This window comes from Hylemonella sp. P2_B10 (assembly GCF_056404875.1).
The window spans coordinates 236,618-253,755 of record NZ_JBFUDE010000006.1; the positions used below are offsets into that span (position 1 = coordinate 236,618).

At 66.8% G+C, this 17,138-nt stretch carries 19 protein-coding genes; 10 read left to right on the forward strand and 9 right to left on the reverse strand.

All coding sequences use genetic code 11. The annotated features are described in order from the left end of the window. Positions 1 to 15: 15 nt before the first annotated feature. From AC1DX2_RS23875 to AC1DX2_RS23890, 4 genes are read right to left on the reverse strand one after another with little or no spacing between them, the layout of a single operon-like run. On the reverse strand, positions 16 to 264 hold the full coding sequence (locus AC1DX2_RS23875; protein ID WP_477199045.1) for a DUF4345 family protein: 249 nt from the start codon (positions 262 to 264) through the stop codon (positions 16 to 18). Between the two features lie 6 nt (positions 265 to 270). Further along, complete coding sequence (locus tag AC1DX2_RS23880) at positions 271 to 717, reverse strand: GFA family protein (RefSeq protein WP_477198928.1); 447 nt, start codon at positions 715 to 717, stop codon at positions 271 to 273. Between the two features lie 13 nt (positions 718 to 730). Next, positions 731 to 1,024, reverse strand: coding sequence for a hypothetical protein (locus AC1DX2_RS23885; protein WP_477198929.1), 294 nt, complete (start codon positions 1,022 to 1,024; stop codon positions 731 to 733). A gap of 40 nt (positions 1,025 to 1,064) precedes the next feature. Beyond that, the gene (locus AC1DX2_RS23890) at positions 1,065 to 1,364 is read right to left on the reverse strand and encodes a putative quinol monooxygenase (RefSeq protein ID WP_477198930.1); all 300 of its coding nucleotides are present in this window, start codon (positions 1,362 to 1,364) and stop codon (positions 1,065 to 1,067) included. Positions 1,365 to 1,572: 208 nt separating this feature from the next. Between AC1DX2_RS23890 and AC1DX2_RS23895 the strand changes: the two genes are divergently transcribed. The 3 genes from AC1DX2_RS23895 to AC1DX2_RS23905 all read left to right on the forward strand — a co-directional run bounded on the left by AC1DX2_RS23895 (position 1,573) and on the right by AC1DX2_RS23905 (position 4,053). After that, positions 1,573 to 1,884: a phage integrase N-terminal SAM-like domain-containing protein gene (locus AC1DX2_RS23895; protein WP_477198931.1), complete on the forward strand. Its 312-nt coding sequence runs from the start codon at positions 1,573 to 1,575 to the stop codon at positions 1,882 to 1,884. A 73-nt stretch (positions 1,885 to 1,957) separates the two neighbouring features. Next, a complete protein-coding gene (locus AC1DX2_RS23900) occupies positions 1,958 to 2,608 on the forward strand; it encodes a DUF2239 family protein (protein WP_477198932.1) in 651 nt (216 codons plus the stop codon). A gap of 44 nt (positions 2,609 to 2,652) precedes the next feature. Continuing rightward, positions 2,653 to 4,053 (forward strand): MATE family efflux transporter, encoded by a 1,401-nt coding sequence (locus AC1DX2_RS23905; protein WP_477198933.1) that lies wholly within the window; start codon positions 2,653 to 2,655, stop codon positions 4,051 to 4,053. A gap of 48 nt (positions 4,054 to 4,101) precedes the next feature. Here the strand turns inward: AC1DX2_RS23905 and AC1DX2_RS23910 are convergent, their stop codons facing one another. Then, the gene (locus AC1DX2_RS23910) at positions 4,102 to 4,911 is read right to left on the reverse strand and encodes a substrate-binding periplasmic protein (protein WP_477198934.1); all 810 of its coding nucleotides are present in this window, start codon (positions 4,909 to 4,911) and stop codon (positions 4,102 to 4,104) included. Positions 4,912 to 5,117: 206 nt separating this feature from the next. On the opposite strand from AC1DX2_RS23910, the gene AC1DX2_RS23915 reads away from it, so the two are divergent. Then, complete coding sequence (locus AC1DX2_RS23915) at positions 5,118 to 5,939, forward strand: DUF2189 domain-containing protein (RefSeq protein WP_477198935.1); 822 nt, start codon at positions 5,118 to 5,120, stop codon at positions 5,937 to 5,939. A gap of 145 nt (positions 5,940 to 6,084) precedes the next feature. Next, positions 6,085 to 6,867, forward strand: coding sequence for a hypothetical protein (locus AC1DX2_RS23920; protein WP_477198936.1), 783 nt, complete (start codon positions 6,085 to 6,087; stop codon positions 6,865 to 6,867). Positions 6,868 to 6,904: 37 nt separating this feature from the next. Here AC1DX2_RS23920 and AC1DX2_RS23925 read toward each other — a convergent pair whose 3' ends face one another. Together AC1DX2_RS23925 and AC1DX2_RS23930 are read right to left on the reverse strand one after the other, a co-directional pair. Then, positions 6,905 to 7,852 (reverse strand): hypothetical protein, encoded by a 948-nt coding sequence (locus AC1DX2_RS23925; protein WP_477198937.1) that lies wholly within the window; start codon positions 7,850 to 7,852, stop codon positions 6,905 to 6,907. 367 nt (positions 7,853 to 8,219) lie between these two features. Then, positions 8,220 to 9,119 carry a LysR family transcriptional regulator gene (locus AC1DX2_RS23930; protein WP_477199046.1) on the reverse strand — a complete coding sequence of 300 codons (900 nt, stop codon included), beginning with the start codon at positions 9,117 to 9,119 and terminating at the stop codon, positions 8,220 to 8,222. A 103-nt stretch (positions 9,120 to 9,222) separates the two neighbouring features. Between AC1DX2_RS23930 and AC1DX2_RS23935 the strand changes: the two genes are divergently transcribed. From AC1DX2_RS23935 to AC1DX2_RS23945, 3 genes are all read left to right on the forward strand, one after another. Beyond that, positions 9,223 to 10,554, forward strand: a complete 1,332-nt coding sequence (locus AC1DX2_RS23935) for an acyclic terpene utilization AtuA family protein (protein ID WP_477199047.1) — start codon at positions 9,223 to 9,225, stop codon at positions 10,552 to 10,554. Between the two features lies 1 nt (position 10,555). Next, on the forward strand, positions 10,556 to 10,870 hold the full coding sequence (locus tag AC1DX2_RS23940) for an AtuA-related protein (protein ID WP_477198938.1): 315 nt from the start codon (positions 10,556 to 10,558) through the stop codon (positions 10,868 to 10,870). 100 nt (positions 10,871 to 10,970) lie between these two features. Continuing rightward, the gene (locus AC1DX2_RS23945; protein ID WP_477199048.1) at positions 10,971 to 11,894 is read left to right on the forward strand and encodes a Bug family tripartite tricarboxylate transporter substrate binding protein; all 924 of its coding nucleotides are present in this window, start codon (positions 10,971 to 10,973) and stop codon (positions 11,892 to 11,894) included. A gap of 27 nt (positions 11,895 to 11,921) precedes the next feature. Here the strand turns inward: AC1DX2_RS23945 and AC1DX2_RS23950 are convergent, their stop codons facing one another. Further along, positions 11,922 to 12,218, reverse strand: a complete 297-nt coding sequence (locus AC1DX2_RS23950; RefSeq protein ID WP_477198939.1) for a hypothetical protein — start codon at positions 12,216 to 12,218, stop codon at positions 11,922 to 11,924. A gap of 73 nt (positions 12,219 to 12,291) precedes the next feature. Between AC1DX2_RS23950 and AC1DX2_RS23955 the strand changes: the two genes are divergently transcribed. Beyond that, on the forward strand, positions 12,292 to 13,086 hold the full coding sequence (locus AC1DX2_RS23955; protein ID WP_477198940.1) for a class I SAM-dependent methyltransferase: 795 nt from the start codon (positions 12,292 to 12,294) through the stop codon (positions 13,084 to 13,086). Between the two features lie 92 nt (positions 13,087 to 13,178). Here the strand turns inward: AC1DX2_RS23955 and AC1DX2_RS23960 are convergent, their stop codons facing one another. Beyond that, positions 13,179 to 14,729, reverse strand: coding sequence for a methyl-accepting chemotaxis protein (locus tag AC1DX2_RS23960; RefSeq protein WP_477198941.1), 1,551 nt, complete (start codon positions 14,727 to 14,729; stop codon positions 13,179 to 13,181). Between the two features lie 204 nt (positions 14,730 to 14,933). Between AC1DX2_RS23960 and AC1DX2_RS23965 the strand changes: the two genes are divergently transcribed. Continuing rightward, complete coding sequence (locus tag AC1DX2_RS23965; RefSeq protein ID WP_477198942.1) at positions 14,934 to 17,126, forward strand: FUSC family protein; 2,193 nt, start codon at positions 14,934 to 14,936, stop codon at positions 17,124 to 17,126. Positions 17,127 to 17,138: the final 12 nt, after the last annotated feature.

Sequence of the window (17,138 nt, forward strand, 5' to 3'; positions counted from 1 at the left end):
GCTGGTCAGCCGCGCTCAGTGCCCGGCGTACTGGGCGCCGGAGATCACAAACGGCAGCAGCAGTTCAGGCACCAGATAGCCCAGCCACACCACTGCGGGCTGCGGCAGCCCCACCTTGCGTATGGACACCAGCCGGCCCACACCGGCCAGCAGCACGCCCAGGGCCAGCAGGTACACCAGCGTGCCCTGCTGGCGCACGGTGATGCCGGCCCACAGGCTGATCAGCCCGGTGGAGAAGCCATTGACTGAGCGACAACACGGAATCGTCCATCACGTCTCCCTCTCGTTGTCGGGCACCGATTCGAAACGGACATCGGCAATCCAGTTGCGCGCGCGCCGCGCCAGGCGTTGCTCGGTGCTCTCGCCATCGAACGAAGCGCTGGCCTGGCGCAGTCTGCCAGGCTCGACATTGTTGAACGCATGCACGCTGACCACCGCATACAGCCGGCCCGCGACCACGCTGGTCACCACCGGCACGATGCCGCACTGAGCGCAGACGTGGAAAGTGGCGGTGCGGCTGCCAAACACGTAGGGATTAACGCGCGCAGCGTCGCGCACCCGCACGCGCAAGGCGCCCGCCGGGTTGGACGTCCACACACCGCCATGCTTGGTGCAAAACGAGCAATCGCAAGCCCGCGCCGGAATGTACTCCGGCTCCGGCTGCCAGCTCAGTTCAAACGCGATGTTGCCGCAATGGCAGCTGCCCTGGATCAACACAGCAGGGGCGCTTTCAGCGACGCGGCCGCTCGAGACCGGGGGGATCGCTGGAGAACCACAGCCACTGCGTGTCTATGCCACCGTGCCGCAGCATCCATTGCATCAAGCTCAGTGTGATGAGGGTTGCCACGATGAGACACAGCACCACGGTGCCCACACCAAGACCGACCTGCAGCCAGCTTTGCAACAACGGCTTGTGCGGCAGCCATTGCTTGGCCAGCACCGCTGCACCAGCCCCCAGCAGCACGGCGGCCAGCGCGATGCGCGGCACCAGACTCAGCCCCAGGATGCGATCGCTTGACGACATGGTGTCCTCCTCGTACAGGCGCATGCTACGCCCTTTGCTGCTACTTTGCAGCCAGGCCGGTGCCACCCAGCGGGCGGGTCTCGAAGCGTTCGCCAAAACCGGCAATCAGCGGCCGCCCCTTGGCAATGGCCTGCTGCACCGCCGGCAAGGACAGCGACGCCTTGTGGCTGGCGGCCGAGTCCCACACCTCGGTGACCCACAGGCCATCGGGGTCGGTGGCATCGGCCGCGACGATGTAGCTCAGGCAGCCGGGCATGGCCCCTGTGCCCTGCGTCAGGATGGCGGCCAGCGCATCACGCTGGCCGCTTTGGCAGCGGAATTTTCCAATCAAGCCATACATGGGTGTTGATTCCTTCAGGGGTTGGGTTGCAACAGATTGGCATGCGGCCAAGGGGGCGGCGACGAGCGCGGTGACGACGGTGCGACGGGCAAGGGGCATGGGGATTCCTCCTGGTATCAAAGGCACGGTCACGAAAAAACTTGCGATGACCGGCTTCGCCAAATATACTGTATAAATGTACAGATATCTAGGTTTTGGACACCTGGCGATGCCTCACAACGAAACCCGGCAGGTGCTGGAACAGCTGCGTGAGCGTGTGCGCCTGTTTCACTATAGCGCGCAGACCGAGACCAGCTACCTGCGCTGGGCGCGCGCCTTCCTGCGCTGGCATCAGGCTCAGCAACAGTCGCCCGGCCAGGTCTGGCCGCTGCACGAGTTGGGCACGGCCGAAGTCAACGCCTTCCTGGCCACGCTGGCAGAGCGGCCGCGCCTGTCGCCGGCCGGCCACCGCCAGGCCCTGCAAGCGCTGCTGTTCCTGTTTCGCCAGGTCTGGGGACGCGATTTGCTGGACGTCGACTAATTTTAACCGGGTAATATTGACAGACCAAATTAAACCCGTATAAAATCCATTCACTCGAATTTACCCGGATTAAATGATGTTCGCCCTGGATACCCCCTGTACAGTCTTTGAAGGTCACCGTTGCATTGGCAGCGGCACGCTGGAACACGTGGCGCTGATCGCCAAACGCGCACTGGACGCCAGCGCCCATCTGGAACGGCCCTTGCCCGTGCTGGTGCTGCAGGACAGCAGCAGCGAGGTGCTGGAGCTGGACTGGCGCGGCTCAGAGCAGGTGTTTGTCCAGCGGCTGCGCGAGCAGGCTGGCCCCGCCGTCTCTGAAGCACCCCCCACCGCTGCCGAGCCGGCGCCGCAACACGACATGCCGGCCGCAGAAGCCGCGCGCGGCCCCGGCCGCCCCCGGCTGGGCGTGGTGGCGCGCGAGATCACACTGCTGCCGCGCCATTGGGAATGGTTGGCCACGCAGCCGGGCGGCGCCTCGGTGGCACTGCGCAAGCTGGTCGACAGCGCGCGGCGCGAACACGAGGTGCGTGACCGGCTGAAGCAGGCCACCAACACCGCCTACAAGTTCATGTCCCTCATCGCCGGCGATCTACCGGGTTTCGAGGAAGCCAGCCGGGCGCTGTTTGCCGCCGACCCGCTGCGCCTGGACGCCCACACCGGCGCCTGGCCGGCCGACGTGCGCAAGCACCTGTTCAAGCTGATGGCGCCGGTGTTCGGCAACTGAGCCAGCGCTTTTTTTTCTTTCTCCCTGTTTTTGTGAGTGTTTCCATGAGTACCCCCTCTTCCTCTCTCCCTGCGCGCCCGTTGGGCGCCGCGCCGCCGGCACAGCCCGCGCCAACACTGTGGAAGCACATGCTGGGCTTCATGGTGCCTATGCTGGCCAGCAACGTGCTGCAGTCCATGTCGGGCACCGTCAACAACATCTACCTGGGCCAGATGCTGGGTGTGCAGGCCATGGCGGCGGTGTCGTCCGTTTTTCCGCTGCTGTTTCTGCTGATCGCGGTGATGATTGGCCTGGGCTCCGGTGCGGCGGTGCTGATAGGCCAGGCCTGGGGAGCCAGGGATTACGAGCGCGTGCGCGCGGTGGCCGGCACCATGCTCAGCGTGGGCCTGCTGATGGGCGTGCTGGTGGCCTTGTTCGGCGGGCCGTTGGCCGGGCCGCTGTTGCATCTTCTGGGCACGCCGGCCGACGTGCTGCCAGAGGCAGCCAGCTACGCGCGGGTGATGTTGTTTTCTGCGCCACTGCTCTTCCTGCTGCTGTTGATCACGTCCATGCTGCGCGGTGTGGGCGACGCCAAGACGCCGCTGCTGACGCTGGTGGTGTCCACCGCCGTGGGCCTGCTGCTGACACCCGCGCTGATTGCTGGCTGGGCCGGCCTGCCGCGCCTGGGCGTGGCCGCCAGTGCCTGGGCGTCGCTGCTGTCCACAGGGGCGGCGCTGCTGTGGCTGGTCTGGCGCCTGCACCGCCAGGGCCACGTGCTGGCGCCCAACGCCGCGCTGCAGCCCCACCTGCGCGTCCGGCGCGCGCTGCTGGGCAGCATCTTGCGTGTGGGCCTGCCCACTGCGCTGACCATGATCACCATCTCCATCTCCGAAGTGGCGGTGTTGTTCCTGGTCAACGGCTTTGGCTCGCAGGCCACCGCGGCCTATGGCGCGGTGAACCAGATCGTGTCGTACGCGCAGTTTCCGGCCATGTCCATCGCCATCACCTGCTCCATCTTCGGCGCCCAGGCCATTGGCGCCGGGCGCGGCCACACGTTGGGCCACATCGCCCGCACCGGCATGGTGATGAACCTGCTGCTGACCGGCTCCCTGGTGCTGCTGGGCTATGCCTTCTCCCGCCCGGTGCTGGGCCTGTTCATCACCGACCCGGCGGTGGTCAATATCGCCCAGGGGCTGCTGCACATCATGCTGTGGAGCTGCGTGGTGATGGGCATGTCCATGGTGCTGTCCAGCCTGATGCGGGCCAGCGGCGTGGTGCTGGTGCCGACCGCCCTGTCCATGCTCGCCATCGGTGGCGTGCAGGTGCCCGCCGCCTGGTTGCTGAGTCGTCAGTTCGGGCTGGATGGCGTATGGATGGCCTACCCAGTGGCCTTCACCGCCATGCTGGCGTTGCAGACCACCTACTACCGGCTGGTGTGGAAGAAGCTGCCGCTGCGACGGTTGTGAGTTCCCGCCGGGCCGCCCCAAGGGAATTTGCGACCGCGGGCGCGCCAGCTACTTCGCGGACTTGGACAGGTACTTCTGACGCAACTGCTGGTAACGGCCGTCGCTCTTGATCTTCTGCAAGGCCGCGTTGAGCCTTTTCGCCACCTCGGGTGGGGTGCTCAGGCTGACGCCATACCAGTAGCTGCTGGCGTCGTCCAGCACCAACACCGGCTGGAACTCCTCCGGGTCCAAGCCCTCGTTGCGCGCATGGTAGGCGGCGGCCCAGTCCAGCATCACCAGCAGATCGAAACGCCTGGCGAGGAATTTCTTCACGTTGATCTGGTCATTGAGCCCCATGTCCAGCCCGGCCCCCGGCCCGCTGGCTTGCATTGGCTGGCCGCCCGCGCGTGGAAAACCCTGCTGCGCCAGGCTCCTGGCGGCCGCCGATTCCAGCGTGACGCCGATGCGGTAGGCCCGCGCGTCGTCCAGCGTCTTCACCGCGATGTCCGTGCGATCCCGGTGCTTGTACACCATCATCCGCCGGGTGCTGATGGGGCCAACCCATTGGAACAAGGCCTCGCGCTCCGGCGTGCGCACCAGTGAATAGATCAACGTGTTGCTCTGGCGGCCGACGATCTCATAGGCGCGTTGCCAGGGCAGCACCTGTTTTTTCATGCTGATGCCAGCATCAAGCGCCATCATGTCCAACAATTCGCTGGAAAAGCCCACCACCCGGCCGTTGACCTCGTAGCTCAACGGGGGCAGCGTTTCGGTCAGCGCCTCCACGTCGGCGGCAGCGGCCTGGCCGCAAGCCGACGCGGCCAGCAACCAGGCCAAGGCTAAGCGGTGAAGGCAGGTGGCAAACAGGTGGGAAGGCATGGACGACATCATGGGGGTTCAGGGGTGAAGACGGCGCCTTCCCCGCAACGAATATGGTACCGTAACCAAATGCGCTTGGCCGCGACGCCCGGTGTCGGACAGGTCCACCGGCCGGCAGCAAACCCCTCCCCTTCAGCCAGACCAATGCGGCCACTCAGTGATAACCGCAGTAGCCAAGCCCTCCTGCTGGCCCTAGGCTCACCGCCATGGAGAAACCCGCCACGCCCCCCAACGAGCACCTGGCGCACGAGGCGCCCCTGTATGTGCCTCCGCCCTCTTCCGCCCCCAGCAAGCGGCTGGAGGCGTTGCGCCCTGGCGATGGCATCCGCTGGTTGCGCGCGGGCTGGCGCGACCTGCGGCGCCACCCGGGCATCAGCCTGTTCTATGGCGCCTGCTTCTGGTTGATGGCGCTGTTGCTGGGCGCGGTGTTCCGCAGCCAGCCGCAATACACCATGTCATTCGCCTCCGGCTGCCTGCTGGTCGGCCCCTTCCTGGCCATGGGCTTGTACGACAGCAGCCGCCGGCAGGAGCAAGGCCTGCCGGTGACGCTGGGCGCCACCGCCACCTGCTGGGAGCGTCACCTGCCCAGCATGGGCCTGATGGTGCTGGTGCTGATGGTGCTGGAACTGCTGTGGGGCCGCGCCTCGCTGGTGGTGTTCGCCATCGCCTTCAACACGGGCATGCCCTCCACCAGCAGCGTGATTGAGGCCATCTTCAACCCGCAGAACTGGCAGTTCGTAGCCGCCTACACGGCGGTGGGCGGCGTGTTTGCCGCCCTGGTCTTCAGCATCTCGGTGGTCTCCATGCCGATGATCCTGGACCGTGACCTGGACGGCATCAGCGCCTCGGTCACCAGCGTGCAGGTGGTGTATCAGAACACCGGCGTGATGCTGCTGTGGGGCCTGCAGATCACGGCGCTGGTGGCGCTGGCGCTGCTGAGCCCATGGTGCCTGGGCCTGCTGCTGGTGGGGCCGCTGCTGGGCCACGCCAGCTGGCATGCCTACCGCAACGCCGTGCATTGGCTGTAACGGCTTGGCCGCCGGGCGCGGGAGGCCCAAGGTAGCAGATTCCAGTACCGTGCAATCCGTGCAGCGCTGCTTTGGCCGACACCGTGGCGCCCGTGGCGTTGTCCGCGCACACTGCGCACCTTGTCATTCACCAACTGGACAATGCATGCGATTCATCCGCTCCACTCAACACCACATCCTGCACGGGCTGATCGCCGCCGCCGCCTTGCTGGGCGCCGCCGCCCATGCAGACGGCCTGGGCGACCTGAAGGCCGCGCTAGCGCGCCTGCCAGGCCAGACACCGGTGAAGGCCCAGTTGGAGGTGAAGACCTGGCAACGCAATGGCGAGGGCAAGGACGCGCAGGAGCGCAATGGCCAGGCCAGCATCAGCATGGAAGACGGCGCGCGTGGCCTGCAGGTGCTGTACACGCGTGAACTGCTGGCCCGCGTGGAACAGGAGGAACGCGCCAGCAGCAAGGATCCCAACAAAAGCAAAACCCCCACCCTGCTGGCGCTGCGCGAGATGCGCTCCACCGAACTGAACCCGCTGCTGTCCAGCGCCGCACAACTGGCGCGCGACATCGAGGAGGCCAGCTTCAAAAGCGAAAAGGCCGACACCTACAACGGCAAGCCGGCGCGGCAGCTGACGTTCGAGTACTCGGTGGACAAGCTCAGCGACAAGGACCGCAAGTACGTGAAGAATTTCGAGAGTGTGCTGGAGGTGTGGATCGGCGCCGATGGCACGCCGCTGGCCAGCAAGCGGCGCGACAGCGTGTCGGGCCGCGCCTTCGTGGTGGTCAGCTTCGAGTCAAAAACCGAGGACGAGCGCGTCTACACCCAGGTCGGCGACCGGCTGCTGACGGTGCGCCGAGAATCGCACAGCAACTCCAGCGGTGCCGGGGAGAAGAACGAGAACCGCATCGTCAAGACGCTGCAGTTGCAGTCCTGAAGCAGGACGGACACGCAGTGCCGGACGCGGGGGCCAGTTAGTACGCCACTTGCCACTGGCCGGCCGGGTCGCGCACCACCACCATCTGCTGCGGGTACAGCACGCTAAGCACCATGCCGACGCCGAACCGCGCCTCCTCGCCCTTGACGCGTTTGATGGCCGCGACGTCCATCGGGTACAGGTCGGCGCCCTTGTTGCCGCGCAGCACCACTTCGGGGTTGCCGGTCAACGTGAATTCGATCTTGTCCACCGCCGGCGCGGTAATGCGCACACCGGCCGCGTAGCCCTGATCCAGGACCTTGGACTTCTTGATGCCGGCCACGTTCAACTGCATGCCGGGCACGCTGGCCTTGTCCAGCATCTGGTAGACCGCCGCGAAGTCGGGCTTGAAGGTCTGCGCGCGCGCCGCCACCAGCGCGGCCAGCGCCTGCTTGTCGGCATCGGTCAGCGCCGTCACCGGCGGATAACGGTGCCAGGGCAGGTCGTCGGGGAAATCGGCGCTGAATTCGCGCTCCACCACCAGTTTGCCGGTCAGGCCCTTGCGGTTGTCGGCGCCCTCGTCGGCCTGGTTGGTGGCGCTGCCCTGGCCAGGGCCGGTCTCGGTGCGCTTGACCTGGTCGGTGACGAAGGCCCAGCGCAGTTGCATCGCATAAGGCGCGGCGCCGGCGGGCTGGAACTCCACGCGCAGCTTGTTCTTGCCGCGCCGCAGCGACGGCCCCATGGACTTGGCGGTGATCCACACCGCGCCACCGACCTCGCGGTTGTCAAAGATCACCGGCACGCTCTGCTTGGAAATGTCCTGCTGCGCCACCGGCACGTTGTTGACGAACACCACCACCTTGCCCGGCACCAGTTCCACCTTGTCCTTGGCCAGGTCACCGGTGAACGCCGCGAAGTTGAACTCCACACCCAGCACCTTGGCCTGGACAGCGGCGCCGCACAGCAACGCCAGCACGCCGACCCACAGCAGCAGCAACTTGCGCATGGTCATTCCTCCTTGGATGGATGGCGCCATGCTACGCGTTGTTGCTGGCATTGGCTAGGGAGGCGCTGATTAAATCCTCGTCGTGCGCGGCGGCGTTTTGCGGGATGAGGCGCAAGGCGCCAAACCCAAGGCAAGGCTGAACGCCTTGCCTGGTTTGGCAACGCCGCGCATCGCCCGCAAAACACCGCCCCTTCGGGTTCGGCTCAAAACCGGCCCTTTGCCCACCAAATGCCTTGCCGGTACATTCAGTACCGGCTGCATCATGTTGGCGGGCAAATCATCCGATTTTGAGTCGAACGCGCATGACGAGGACTTAATCAGCGCCTCCCCAGGGCCGGCCAGGGTGTTGGCGGGGACTGGCGCGCGCCTAGGCTGCTTCAACGATATGCGGCGGGTGGGCCAGCAGCCAATCCTTGAATGCCTGTGCCGCGATGGACAGCGAGCGATCCCTCCTTTGCACCAGGTAGATGGTGCGCGTCAGGCCCTTCCAGCGGATGGGCCGCGTGGCCAACTGCGGCGACCTGAACTGGTACAGCGCCAGTGCCGGCACGATGCTGACGCCCAGGCCCGCCCTGACCATGCCACTGACCGTTGCGAGCTGGTCCACCTCGAGAATGGATGCAAAGGTGCGCGGATTGGTCGCCGCATCAATGTACTGGCGCACACTGGAGGTGCGCGACAGGTGGATGAAGGGCCAGGCCGCCACGTCTTTGGGGCGAACTTGCGCCATTTCCAACAGCGGGTGCCTCAGCGGGCACACCAGGTGGAAGCCGTCGCTGCAGAAACGCTCTGCCCGCAGCTCCGAGGTGTCGGCGCGCGTGGCAGCCAGCGCGAAGTCGGCGCGCTGGCTGCGGACGGCCTCGATGCAGGGTTCCGACAACACATCGGCCACCTGCGTTTCCACCCCCGGGTACTTGGCCCGAAACCCGGCCAGCACCGCAGGCAACCAGTCCGCCGCCAATGAAGGTAGCAGCGCCACCGAGACGCGCCCCCTGCGCAAGGTGGCGCTGTCGTTCACGCTGGCCAGCGCCGCCTCCACACTGTCGAGTATCTGCCGCGCCGACGCCTCGAACTCGATGCCTTCAGACGTCAGTTCGACCACACGCGTGCTGCGCTGAAACAGGCGGATGCCCAGCGACTCTTCGAGTTGGCGGATCAGCGCGCTGAATGCCGGCTGGGACAGGTGGCTGGCCGCTGCCGCGCGGGTGAAGTTGCGCTCACCCACCAGCGTGATGAAGGCACGCAGGTGGCGGGTGGATATATTGATCTGCATTTCAAATCAATTCATTTGAATTTTCGATTTCACAGCTTACCGCACTTGCCCTACAGTTTCGCCCAACCATGCACATCGAGACACAACCTTGAAAGTGATCCGAATCGGCGCCGGCGCCGGTTATTCCGGTGACCGCATCGAACCTGCCGTGGAGCTGGCGCAGCACGGGCGGCTGGACTACCTGGTGTTCGAATGCCTGGCTGAGCGGACCATTGCGCTGGCGCAGAAGGCCAGGCGCGAAGACCCGACGCTGGGCTACGACCCGCTGCTGGAGCGGCGCATGCGCGCGGTGCTGGCCGCCACGCAGGCCAAGGGCACGCGCATCATCAGCAACATGGGCGCCGCGAATCCGCTGGCAGCGGCCCGCAAGGTGGTGGATGTGGCGCGTGCGCTGGGCCTGGCCGGGCTCAAGGTGGCGGCGGTGCTGGGGGACGACGTGCTGGACGTCGTGCGCCAGGGTGACTACCGGCTGGAGGAAACGGGTGCGCCCCTGTCCTCGCTGGGGGACCGGGTGGTATCCGCCAACGCCTACCTGGGTGCACAGCCCATCGTGGACGCGCTGCGCACTGGTGCGCACGTGGTCATCACCGGGCGATCGGCCGATCCGGCGCTGTTCATGGCGCCGTTGCTGCACGAATTCGGCTGGGCCATGGATGACTGGGACCGCCTGGGCCAAGCCACGGTGGTGGGCCACCTGCTGGAATGCGCGGGCCAGATCACCGGCGGCTATTTCGCCGACCCCGGCGTCAAGGACGTGCCAGACCTGGCGCGGCTCGGTTTCCCGATCGGGGAGGTCAGCGCCGATGGCTCTGTCGTCATCACCAAGGTGGAGGGTTCCGGCGGGCGCGTTGACACCGCCACGGTGACGGAGCAACTGCTGTACGAAATCCACGACCCCGCACGTTATTTCCAGCCCGACGTGACAGCTGATTTCTCGCAGGTCCAGGTGGCGCAGATCGGTTCGGACCGCGTGCGGGTCACCGGTGGGCGCGGCAGCGCCAGGACACCCACGCTGAAGGTATCGGTGGGCTATGTGGACGGCTACATCGGTGAGGGCCAGATGTCTTACGCCGGGCCTGGCGCGCTGGCGCGCGCGCGGCTGGCCTTGGAGATCGTCCGGGAACGCCTGCAACTGACGGGCGTGCAATGCCATGAGCTGCGCTTGGACCTGATCGGCGTGGACGCGCTGCATGGCCCTACCCTGTCCGCCTCAGCCGCTGAACCCTATGAAGTGCGGCTGCGCGTGGCCGGCCGCGCCGCCACGCTGGCCGAGGCCCGCCGCATCGGCAACGAAGTGGAAACGCTGTACACCAACGGGCCGGCCGGCGGTGGCGGCGCCACACAGTCTGCCAAGGAAGTGCTGGCGGTACAGTCTGTGCTGCTGCCGCGCGAACGGGTGGCGCCCACCGTAGCGCTGCTGGAGGCCTGACATGCAACTGCGCCAACTGGCCCACTCGCGCACCGGCGACAAGGGCAATACCTCGAACATCTCGCTGATCGCTTTTGAGGCGCGCCACTATGCACATTTGAAGCAGCACGTCACCGAGGACAGCGTCAAGCAGCTGTTTGCTGGCGTGGTGCACGGCAGCGTGGTGCGCTACGAGCTGCCCCAGTTGGGTGCATTCAATTTTGTCCTGCAGTTGGCACTGGGTGGTGGCGTGACACGCTCGCTGGCGCTGGATGCGCACGGCAAGTCGCTCAGCTCGGCCTTGCTCAGCATGGACATTCCCGATCCCGCCGACTGAACGGCAAGCACTGTTCCAACCCAACCCATCCACTCAGACCACAACGAGGCAACACATGAGACACTTCTTTTCCAAACTGCTGGCCGCCACGGCCCTGACGATGGCCGTGTCCGCGGCCATGGCGGCTGATCCCTACCCGGCCAAGCAGATCACCTTCATCGTGCCCTTCAGCCCCGGCAGCGCCACCGACCTGCTGGCACGCGCGCTGGGCCAATCGATCACCGCCGACACCAAGCAGGCCGTGATCGTGGACAACCGCGCCGGTGCCGGCGGCATGACGGCAGCCGGCGTGGCTGCCAAGGCGCCGGCCGACGGCTACACGGTGCTGATCACCACCAACACCACGCACGCCGCCAACGAGCACCTGTACAAGAAGCTGCCCTACGACCCGGTGAAGGACTTCCAGCCGCTGACCGGTCTGGGCAAGGGTGGCCAGGTGCTGGTGGTGCGCGCCGAAGCGCCCTACAAGACCGTAGCCGACTTGCTGGCAGACCTGCGCAAGCGGCCCGGCAAGCTGAGCTTTGGCAGCGGCAGTTCGTCCAGCCGCGTGGCCGGCGAGATGTTCAAGCAGCTCAGTGGCACCGACATCCTGCACGTGCCCTACAAGGCCAACCCCGCCGCCATCATCGACCTGCTGGGCGGCCAGATCGACATGATGATCACCGACACCGCCACCGGCCTGCCGCAAATCAAGGCCGGCAAGCTGCGCGCGCTGGGGGTTTCCACCGACAAGCGCCTGGGGCTGTTGCCCGACGTGCCCACCATCGCCGAAGCCGGCGTCAAGGGCTACGACATGGGCTATTGGTTTGCCGCCTACGTGCCTGCGGCTACGCCGCCAGCCGTGGTCAAGCGCCTGCAGGAGCTGCTGGTCGCGGGGACCCACAGCGCCGCCGCCAAGACGTTCTATGACAATGCCGGCGTCGTCGCCTGGACCACCACACCCGAGGAACTCGCCAAGTTCCAGGCAGCAGAGACGGTCAAGTGGGGCAAAGTGATCAAGGCGGCTGGCATCGAGGCCGAATAACGCAGAAACCGCGTCTGGGCCGACGGTCTAGCGCCAGAACTTCAACTTGTCCCAGACGCTTTCTTCCTCAGCCGGCGCCTGGCGCCTGGCTTCGTTGTCCCCCAAGCCCATGCGCTCGATGGCGTCGGCATCGCTCAGGCCCTTGCCGCGCAGATAGGCGTAGTGGTACTCGGGCGGCATCTTGAATTTGGCCGGCAGATCCGGGTCCCACAGGTGGTCTTTGACCAACTGCTGGTAGCGGCCCCAGGGAATCACTTCGCCGTTGTTCTTGGCCATCTGGGTGCGAACAAAAGCGGTGGCCTGGTCAACTTTTCGGTAGTCCATGTTGCCATTCTGGGCCTCGGCCCAGGGGCTTACAAGCGGCCAAGGACAAGCCTGCACGTCGGATAATGCCTACATGAGCAGCCTGCACCATGCCGCCCAACAAGGTTTTTCCACCGAGGCCCAGGCCTACGCGCGCGGCCGGCCCGAGTACCCGCCCGAACTGCTGCCCTGGCTGACCCAGGCGTTGGCAGTCGAACCCGGCAACACGGTGGTGGACCTGGGTGCGGGCACCGGCAAGTTCACGAAGGTGCTGGCACAGGCCGGCGCCCGGGTGCTGGCGGTGGAGCCGGTGGCGGCCATGCGCGAGCAACTGGCCGCCGCGCTGCCCGGCGTGCAGGCGCTGGCCGGCAGCGCGCAAGCCATGCCGCTGCCCGACAGCTGCGCCCATGCCCTGGTGTGCGCGCAGGCCTTTCACTGGTTCGCCAGCGAAAACGCGCTGCGCGAGATGCAACGGGTGCTGGCGCCCGGCGGCTGGCTGGGCCTGGTGTGGAATGTGCGCGACGAGGCGGTGGACTGGGTGGCCGCTATCACCGAGATCATCACCCCGCACGAGGGCGATGCCCCGCGCTTCTACAAAGGCGACTGGCGCCGGCCCTTCGCCGGTGCCGGCGGCAGCCACCTGTTTTCACCGCTGGAACTGACCACGTTCAGCTACCAGCATGTGGGCAGTGCGCAGCAGGTCATCCTGGACCGGTTTCTGTCGGTCAGCTTCATCGCCTCACTGCCGGCCGTTCAGAAAGCTGACGTGGCACGCCAACTGCAGACCCTGGTGGACACCCACCCTGCCCTGCGCGGCCAGGACAGCATCGCCTTCCCCTACCGCACCGAAGCCTACCGCTGCCACTCGCTGAAGTACGACTACCCCTGACGAAGATCGCGATAAATTCCCGCCGGGCCGCCCCAAGGGAATTTGCGGCCCCCTCGGGGGGCAGGACGGACACGCAGTGCCGGACGTGGGGGCTATATTGCGCTGAGCTTGAAGGCCCCGACCACCTCGGCCAAGCGGTGCGCCTGCTCCTTCATGCTGGAAGCGGCAGCCGCGCTTTGCTCCACCAGCGCGGAATTCTGCTGCGTCATCTGGTCCAGCACGCCGACCGCGCTGTTGACCTCGGTGATGCCCTGGAACTGTTCAGACGCAGCGGCGCTGATCTCGCCCATGATGTCGGTCACCCGCTGCACCGAGCTGACGATCTCGGTCATGGTTTGGCCGGCCTCGGCCACCAGGCGCGAACCGCCGGCCACCTTGTCCACGCTGGCGCTGATCAGCGTCTTGATCTCCTTGGCCGCCTCGGCCGAGCGGCCGGCCAGGCTGCGCACCTCAGAGGCCACCACGGCAAAGCCCCGTCCCTGCTCGCCGGCGCGCGCCGCCTCCACGGCGGCGTTCAGTGCCAGGATGTTGGTCTGAAAGGCAATGCCGTCGATGACGCTGATGATGTCGCTGATCTTGCGCGAGCTGGCGTTGATCTCGTCCATGGTGGACACCACCTGTCCCACCACCTCACCGCCACGCTGCGCCACCTGCGCCGCTGAGCTGGCCAACTGGTTGGCCTGGCGCGCCGAGTCGGCCGATTGCTTCACGGTGGCGGTCAACTGCTCCATGCTGGAGGCGGTTTTTTCCAGGTTGGAGGCGGTCTGCTCGGTGCGGTTGGCCAGGTCCTGGTTGCCCATGGCGATCTCTTCGCTGGCCGTGGTGATGCTCTCGGTGCCCCGGCGCACGTCGGCCACCAGGTGCGTCAACTGGTCCTTCATGTGGCCCAGCGCCTTCATCATCTCGCCGAACTCGTCGGGCCGGCTGGTGTCCACATGCACGCCCAGGTTACCCGAGGCAATGGTTTCGGCCACGCGAATGGCGTCTCGCAGCGGCTGGCGTATCTGGCGCACCAGCAGCACCGTGCCGCCCACCAGCAGCACGATCAGCAACAGCACCATGCCCTGGGCGAAGCGGCTGTTGTCGGTGCGCTGCTGCACGAAATCAGCCTGCAGCACATCGGCGCTCTTGCCCTGCAGGTCGATGAAGCGCTGCAGCGCTTTCACGTACTTGTCGCTGGCCGGCAGGAACACTTTCTTGACCTCGACCACAGCGCCGGCCTGGTCACCCGCCTTCTTCAGCTCGCGTGCCTTGGCCAAGGAGGCCAACACCGCCTTGCGGTCCTCGCCGATCTGGGCGAACTGGGCCTTGCTGTCGGCGTCCATCTCCAGTTGCTCAATGCTTTTCTGGATCTCGGAAATCTGCGCAATGCTGGCCGGGATGATCTCCTTGTACAGCTCGTCCACCGCCGGATCGGCGCTGACGATGCTGGCGGTGACGCGGGTGACGTTGACCTCGGTGAAGCGCACCCAGCGGTTGACCAGCGCCAGCCGCTTGGTCTGGCTGTCGGCGGCGGCATCCTGGCGCGTGGTGAGCGCCGTGCCGCGCGATGTGGCCACACCCAGCGTCACGGCCAGCAGCCCGACGACCACCGCCAAAGCCAGCCACAGCTTGGCCCCCAAAGACAGATTGAACCCGTTCATGCTTGACGCCCCAATGTTGTTGTTGACTGCAGCCACCTGCCTGTTCACGTTAAACCAGATCAGCAAGCCCCACAAGAGGTACGTGCCCCGTGTTTGACCTGGCGCAGGTGCCTGCGCAAGCCAGCCGGTCGCGCGCTCGGGGTTAGACTGCGTCCACGCCCGCCGGCGACCCGCCCGGGATAACCCACCGCCCGCCAGCCCGTCATGCTGCTCCCCTCCGCCCCCGACAGCCGCCTGCGCGTCGCCCTGCGTGTGTTGCTGAGCTACTACGTCATGAACGGCGCCATCGCAGCGGTGGGGCTGCTGCTGGTGTCGGCGCTGGCCCATGCCTTCCTGGGCAGCTTCGCGGCAGCCACCGCTTCGGTGGGGGTGATCGTGGCCATTCCACCTGACCAGCCCAGCCCGAGGCGCGGCAAGTTCTGGCAACTGCTGCCGGCAGCACTGATTGGGCCGCCGCTGTTCTGGGCCGTGCAGGTGCTGCACCAGCAGCCGCTGCAGCTCACCGTGCTGCTGGTGGTGGCCAGCTTCGCCGCCTTCCTCGGCGCGGCCTGGGGCAAGCGGGGCATTCCGATCTCGGTGTCGGTGATGTTCTCCATGATCTTTTCCATGGCGGCGCCGCCCAGCGAGGCCCAGGCGTCGGTGGCGATGACCAGCCTGTATTTCGCGCTGGGTGCCTTCGGCTACATCGTCTATGCCACGCTGGCCTGGAGCCTGCTGAACGCCCGGCTACGGGTGCAGATGCTGGCCGACACGCTGCTGGCTGTGGCGGCGCTGGCGCGCACCCAGGCGCGCCAGTTCACGCCGGCCCCCGACGACGGGCAGGACAACCCGCTGGTGGGCCAGCTGCTGCGCAACCTGGCGGCGCTGACCGACCAGTTGCAGGCGGCACGCGACATCCTGCTGGAATCCCCCCAGACGGCGCGGCGCCAGCAGTTGGCGGCCATGCTGATGCAGATCCTGGAGACGCGCGACCACCTGGTGGCCTGCGAGCTGGACCTGGACGCGCTCAAAACACAGCCCGAGCAGATGCAGGTGCTGCAGGCGCTGCGCAGCGAGCTGGAGGCGATGGCCAGCCAATTGGAATTGCTGGCTGACGACCTGCTGCTGGGCCGCCAGCCGGCGCCTTTTGTCGACGACCGCATGCGCCCCCAACTGCCGCCGCCCTCTGACGATGACGGCGATGAACCAGCCGGCCCGGCGCCGGACATCCTGGCGCGCGGCCTGATCAACCGCATGGGCTACATCCATGAAGAGGTGCGCCGCCTCACTGCGCTGGCGCGTGGCGACATCGCCCCGGATCTGGCCCTGGTGCGTGCCACCTGGCAGATGTTCATCAGCCCCACCCACTGGTCGTGGCAGCCGTTTACCGGCCTGTGGCGCTGGGACGCACCGCCGCTGCGCCATGCGATACGCGCGGCGCTGGCCATCGCCGCCGGCCAGATCATCAGCATGGCGCTGCCCTGGGGCACACATGATTACTGGATCTTGCTGACCATCACCGTGGTGCTGCGCGGCAGCCTGGCGCAGACGCTGGAGCGGCGCAACGCGCGCGTGGCCGGCACGCTGCTGGGTTGCCTGCTGGTCGGCGGCCTGCTGGCCTTGCATGCACCGCTGGCCCTGTTGCTGGCCATCATCACCGTGGGCCAGGGGGTGGCGCATGCGTTTGCGGTGCGGCGCTACCTGGTCACCGTGGTGGCGGCCACGGTGATGGCGCTGCTGCAGGCGCACCTGTTGCACAGCGGCGCCAGCCCGGCTTTCGAGTTGCTGGAGCGGGTGTCGGACACGTTGATCGGCGTGGCCCTGGCCTGGGCCTTCAGCTATGTGCTGCCGTCGTGGGAACGCGGACAGATTCCGGCACTGGTGGCGCGCACGCTGGCGGCGCAGGCGCGCCACGCCCGCGAGGCGCTGGGCCTGGGCCAGCTGCAGGCGGTGGACAACCAGACCGAACTGGGCTGGCGGCTGGCCCGGCGCGAGGCGCACGACAGCCTGTCGGCGCTGGTGCAGGCCACGCAGCGCTCGCTGTCGGAGCCGCGCGCGGTGCGCCCGCCGCTGGAGCCGCTGGGGCGGCTGCTGGCGCACAGCTACCAATTGCTGGGGCAGCTGACTGCCGTCAAGACCATGCTGCTGCTGCGCCGCGGCCGGCTCAACGCCGACACCATACGCGCACCGCTGCAGTTGGCCGCCTCGACCATCGACGGCACCTTGACCGCCAAGGCCCAGCCGACACTGCCAGCCGCCACGCCGGCGCAGGCTGCAGCTGGCCCGGTGGTGTTGCCCGACCCGTTCACGCAAGACCTCAGCCCCTGGCTGCTGCGCCGCCTGCACCTGGCCGGCAGCATTGCCCAACGCCTGCGCGCCGACGCCCAGCAGGTGCTGCAACCCCCCACCCCGCCATGACGGTGAAGCAGA